We start from the raw sequence: 5,742 nt of genomic DNA on the forward strand, positions 1-5,742 counted from the left end.
CCACCGCCCATGTTAATCATTTTTAACATCACGCCTTCTTCAAGACGCATCCAGTCAAACATATATTTGACTTTAGATAAGGCTGCATCCCACACCGCAATGTCTTTTTGCTGTGAGCCAACGTGGAAAGAAATACCGTAAGGAATTAAACCTAATTGCTTGGCTTGTACCAATAAATCAATTGCCATATCGGGATGGCAACCAAATTTACGCGACAAAGGCCATTCGGCTGTTTCGCCACCTTCTACCAAAATACGCACAAAAATTTTAGAACCCGGTGCATTTTCGGCAATTGACTGCAAATCTGCTTTTGAGTCGGTTGCATATAAACGTACACCTTTATCAAAAGCGTACTTAATATGTGCTGCTTTTTTAATGGTATTACCATAAGAAATACGGTCAGCATCAACGCCCGTTGCCAATACTTTATCTAACTCATAAATAGAGGCAATATCAAAGTTAGACCCTAAATCACGCAATAATTCAATGACTGGTTTACCAGGGTTAGCTTTGAGCGCGTAATGCACCTTAGCCATTGGAAAACAAGTAGTGAGTTCTTCGTATTTTTGTTTGATGATTTCTAAATCAACCACCAAAAATGGTGTTTCTTTAGTATCAGCAAAATCTTTAATACGTTTCCATTCTTCGGCAGAACAATAATCAGCTAGGCGCATAAGATATACCCGTAAAGGCAAGCAACAACACTGGGCTTATATGTTGCCACACAAGCCCCAAACAATGCTTATGAATACTCAAAAGCGGTGAAACACGGTTGTCTCCGTAAAGGTGCGAAGGTTAAAGCCAAAGCCTTCGATAATCAAGAGAAAATCACACCGATAACGACTAAATTAAACCTGTTTTGGTGAACAAATGATGAACGGAGCTTTTCATTTCTTCAATGGAGCTAACATTGAGCGATAAATCGCGTAATAGACCATCTTCAACACCATAAATCCAACCATGAACACTGAGCTTTTGACCACGGTTCCATGCGTGGCGCACTAAAGTGTTTTCGCAAACATTAAATACCTGTTCAATCACATTTAACTCACATAATTGATCTAAACGCTCTTGCTCAGTCACAAATTTATCTAAGTAATTTTTATACTTGGCAATCACATCTTGCACATGGCGCAGCCAGTTATCAATTAAGCCAAATTGTTGATTTTGTAAAGCGGCCTGAATACCGCCACAACGATAATGACCACAAACAATAATATGCTCAACTTGCAACACATCAATCGCGTATTGCATCACCGATAAACAGTTGAAATCGGTATGGATAACCAAATTAGCCACATTACGATGCACAAACATCTCACCGGGTAATAAATCGACTAGTTGAGTACACGGTACACGGCTGTCTGCACAACCTATCCACAAATAACGTGGTTTTTGTTGTGAGCTTAATTGCTGAAAAAAACTGGGGTCATCATCCTTAATACGTTGCGCCCACTGTCGGTTTTTTACCAGTAAATGTTCAAGATTGTTTTGACTCATTGGTAGAGTTTTCCTCTAAGGTAGGAGGGTCAACCGTGACCACAGGTTCAATGGGAGGTTGCTTAAGCAACATATGAATGGTTTGCTTTTCTGTCCATAAAGCTGCATAGGTTAACAACACTAAACTTGCTAATAACAAACCACAACCTAAAAATGCTAAATTCCCCAAAGCCGCTAATTTGGCAATTTCTATATCACTCACTTGACCAAAGCGTAATTTATCTAATAACAACATAGGGTCAACATACAGTCGCTTATTTTGCCATAACCACGCATAAAACGCGCCCAAGGCAGGTAAAAATAACCAACCCAACCAATTCCACCAGCGAATATGGCGGAGACGCTTTTGCACATAGTGTTGTTGTTCTGGTGTCATAGCTATTCCTTGATGGTAAAGTCTAAGGGTGAGTATAATCCGATTTTATCTAAAAAGCCCTTGAGGAAAAACCATGAGTCAGTTTGATAATGTCAGTGTTGTAAAAAAATCTAATATTTATTTTGATGGGAAGTGTGTCAGTCATACTGTGCTTTTTGCCGATGGCACTCGTAAAACTGTGGGTGTAATTTTTCCTTCAACTTTAGTTTTTAATACAGGCGCACCCGAAATTATGGAAGTGATTGGTGGTAAATGTCGCGTTAAATTAACAGGTAGTGATACTTGGAACGAATATGTTGCAGGCCAATCTTTTGAAGTGGCAGGCAATTCTAGTTTTACTATCGAAACTGTTGAAACTTTGGACTACGTTTGTCATTTTGCTTAAATTTTAAAGGGCGCAATTTGCGCCCTTTATTTTACACTGCTGTCACATCCAATTTTTTTGCTTTTTTACTCTTCTGACTAATAATAGGCATGACAACGACAGGAATGCCATTTAATGCCGCCGTACCACTTAATCCATCAACAAAACTATCATCGGTAATATCATTCATACTCACTCCTGCTGCTTTGCCTTCGGCAATACTCAATTGAGTCCCTTGACGATGATGCCCAAAACCATGCGGAATACTTAATACGCCCTGCATAATATCATCGGTCGTTTCAACAGGGATATTAACTTCTCCCACTCTTGATTTAACGGTTAACAAGTCACCATCTTGCACACCTAAAGCTTGAGCATCAATGCTGTTCATCATTGCTGTACACCGATTTTTACCTTTCACCAAAGGTAAACTATTGTGTAACCATGAATTATTGCTGCGCACATGGCGACGACCAATCAAGCTAAACTCGGTAATTTGTCTGGGCTTTGCGTGATTTAATGCCAAACGTGCCCGACTTAGCTCAGCCAAATAGATATGCGGAGCTAAAATGATTTTATGGTCAGGTGTACAAATACGTTGTGCTAAAGAAGGTTGTAATGCACCTAAATCTAATCCATGTGGATTATCTTTTAATTTCGCCAAACTCAAGCCTTGTGCTTTGCCACCAACAGGCGTTGCCGTTAAGATTTTTTGTAATTGATACGCTAATTCTTGGGTTTGAGGCATCGCTGATAAAGCTTTAACTAATAATTTAGCCGTACGCTCGGCTACAGGCGTTAAACCTAAGGGTAAATTACCATAAGGCCCAATTTGTAATAATAAATCTAAAATACCTTCTGGTTTTAGACGTTCAACAATCGCGGTAACACCTTTCCATAACCATTTATCTTTAGCTGTTTTGCTACTTAAACGCGCGGTTAATTCTAATAAAATTTGCCAATCATGTAGGGTATTTTCGGGAGGCGTTAATAAAGGGGGTGAATATTTGGCAATATGACGTACTGCCAATAAATTAAACACTAAATCATAATGACCATGCTCTAGCGGACCTGTTGGCGGCAAAATAATATGTGCATGACGGGTGGTTTCATTCAGATAAATATCGATTGCCACCATAAAATCTAAGCTATCTAAGGCTTGCTCAAGCTGTGTTCCATTAGGCGTGGATAATACAGGATTTCCTGCATGAGTAATTAACGCCTTAATTTGGCCTTTACCTTCGGTTAAAATTTCTTCAGCTAAAGTTGCTACAGGTAATTCGCCATTAAACTCAGGTAAACCACGCACACGCGATTGATAACGATTAAAACTGCCACGCCCCATTGCACTAGAAGAACTTAAACCGACAATATCAATTGCTGCATGATTAAATAATGCACCACCCACTTTATCCAAATTACCTGTCACGGCATTAATCACATTAATTAACCATGCCGATGCACCACCATATTCTTGTGTACAAACCCCCATTCGTCCATAACAAACTGCTTGTTTCGCTTGGGCAAATTCACGTGCTAGGCTACGAGTCGTATCCGCAGAGATGCCTGTTAACGGTGCAGCAACTTCGGGGGTAAAGGGTTGAATCGCTAATTTAACCGACTCCAAGCCTAACGCAAGTTGGTTAACGGCCAACTCATCAATCAAGTTTTCGGCAAATAAGACATTTAACAAAGCCGCTAAAAAGTAAACATCACTGGCAGGCTTAATAAAATGATGCTCACCTACCTGCTGTGCAGTTTCGGTACGTCGTGGGTCTAACACCACTACTCGACCACCGCGTGCTTGAATCTTCTTTAATCGTCCCATAACATCGCCAGCGGTCATTAAACTACCATTAGATGCCGCAGGATTTGCCCCAAGCATGAGCATAAAATCAGTATTATCAATATCTGGAATGGGTAATAATAATTGATGGCCAAACATTTGTAATGCTGCCAACATATGTGGCAATTGGTCAACACTAGTCGCACTAAATTTATTTTTACTATGTAAGGCAGCCATTAATGGTGCAACAAACATCAGTGCATTCGTATTATGAACCGTTGGATTTCCTACATAAAAGCCAACGGCATGATATCCATATTGGCTTTGCACCCGTTTAATACCTTGTTCGACTTCATCAAAAGCTTGTTGCCAACTAATTTCTTGCCAACCATCATCCGTCCGTTTTAAGGGATAACGTAAACGGTCTGGGTCTTCTTGCACGCTTTTTAATGCCACTGTTTTGGCACAAACATGTCCTTTGCTAAACGGGTCATTATGATCACCTTTAATACTACTAATCACTTCTGTTTTGCCATCTAAACTTGGCTCTGTGGTAATAACAACACCACACACAGCTTCACATAAATGGCAGGTACGATAATGGGGCTGATTCATAAGACAATCCTCTTGGCAATTTGGCTTAAAACTTCTTTAGAATTTAGGCAGTTATCACTTTTTTACTCACATGACAGCCGCTTTTAACGGCTTTATATTCACAAAATGCGCTAATTGCGGTGCAATGCCTAAGTTCAGTTCTTATTGTTGATTGATCTAATGGCACGAAAGTACCCTATTACCTCTCTAATGTAAAACACTTTGCGTTATAAAACATGTCAGTTACACTTAGCCGCCTTTCAAAAATCAAAATAAGAGGAGTGCAAGATATGACTCGTTGGCGCGCTGGTTTTATCCATTTATTAATTAGCTTATTAGTTGTTGGCTCAGTTGCGGCTTACGTCATTTATTTTTGGTACCCAATTCCTTTATTACCCATGGCAAAAGCTGATGAATTACTGATGATGGTAGGAGGAATTGATTTAATTGTTGGCCCATTACTCACTTTACTTGTATACAAACAAGGAAAAAAGACCTTAAAAATGGATTTAACGGTTATTGCTTGTATTCAAATTTGTTTTTTATCCATTGGATTATATACCCTCTTTGCTTCTCGCCCAGTCTATTTAGTAGCTACAGAGAGAATGTTTAATTTAGTTTTTGTGGCAGATATTCTTCCTGATGATCGACAAAAAGCCAAAAACGAATATCAACAGTTTGCGATCACTAAACCAAAATTAGTTGGCGCAGTGATGCCTAAAGATGCAAAAGAAGTCAGCCGTATTGTGCTATCTGCATTGGGTGGTGGCAGCGATTTACAACATATGCCTCAATATTATGTTGAATATAATCAAATAAAAGAACAAATTCTAAAAAACGCTTTACCGCTTATTAATCCACCTAAAGTATCGAGCGAGAATATTGCAATATTGAAAAAAGCCGCTCTCAGTTATGGCTATCCACCGGAAGATGTTCGCTTTATGAATTTAGGCAGTAGTCGAGGTTTTGCAGTTATTTTAATAGACGCTAAAACAGCAGAGCCTATTGGTTTTGTTAATTTAGATATTTGATACACGTGATGGCTTTGTTGCACAAATAGCGATTAGTTGAGGGATTCTGTAAAATAAAGAGATGAAGACTTATAGCCCAGCAAAATATCGC

At 39.3% G+C, this 5,742-nt stretch carries 5 protein-coding genes and 1 pseudogene; 2 read left to right on the forward strand and 4 right to left on the reverse strand.

What is annotated here, in order from left to right; translation table 11 throughout:
* The 3 genes and pseudogenes from Q0212_RS10565 to Q0212_RS10575 all read right to left on the reverse strand — a co-directional run.
* Positions 1 to 674: pseudogene (locus Q0212_RS10565) on the reverse strand (type III PLP-dependent enzyme); the annotation flags it as partial.
* A 169-nt stretch (positions 675 to 843) separates the two neighbouring features.
* Complete coding sequence (gene can / locus Q0212_RS10570) at positions 844 to 1,500, reverse strand: carbonate dehydratase (protein ID WP_297925224.1); 657 nt, start codon at positions 1,498 to 1,500, stop codon at positions 844 to 846.
* On the reverse strand, positions 1,481 to 1,876 hold the full coding sequence (locus Q0212_RS10575) for a hypothetical protein (RefSeq protein WP_297925226.1): 396 nt from the start codon (positions 1,874 to 1,876) through the stop codon (positions 1,481 to 1,483). Before Q0212_RS10575 ends, can begins: the two co-directional genes overlap by 20 nt.
* Positions 1,877 to 1,949: 73 nt before the next feature.
* On the opposite strand from Q0212_RS10575, the gene Q0212_RS10580 reads away from it, so the two are divergent.
* A complete protein-coding gene (locus tag Q0212_RS10580; RefSeq protein WP_297925228.1) occupies positions 1,950 to 2,261 on the forward strand; it encodes a pyrimidine/purine nucleoside phosphorylase in 312 nt (103 codons plus the stop codon).
* A 31-nt stretch (positions 2,262 to 2,292) separates the two neighbouring features.
* Here the strand turns inward: Q0212_RS10580 and Q0212_RS10585 are convergent, their stop codons facing one another.
* Positions 2,293 to 4,641: a molybdopterin-dependent oxidoreductase gene (locus Q0212_RS10585; protein ID WP_297925229.1), complete on the reverse strand. Its 2,349-nt coding sequence runs from the start codon at positions 4,639 to 4,641 to the stop codon at positions 2,293 to 2,295.
* A 269-nt stretch (positions 4,642 to 4,910) separates the two neighbouring features.
* On the opposite strand from Q0212_RS10585, the gene tfpZ reads away from it, so the two are divergent.
* Positions 4,911 to 5,651: a TfpX/TfpZ family type IV pilin accessory protein gene (gene tfpZ, locus Q0212_RS10590; RefSeq protein ID WP_297925231.1), complete on the forward strand. Its 741-nt coding sequence runs from the start codon at positions 4,911 to 4,913 to the stop codon at positions 5,649 to 5,651.
* Positions 5,652 to 5,742 lie beyond the last annotated feature (91 nt).

It is taken from the genome of uncultured Agitococcus sp., assembly GCF_937920075.1.
GTDB lineage: Bacteria > Pseudomonadota > Gammaproteobacteria > Pseudomonadales > Moraxellaceae > Agitococcus.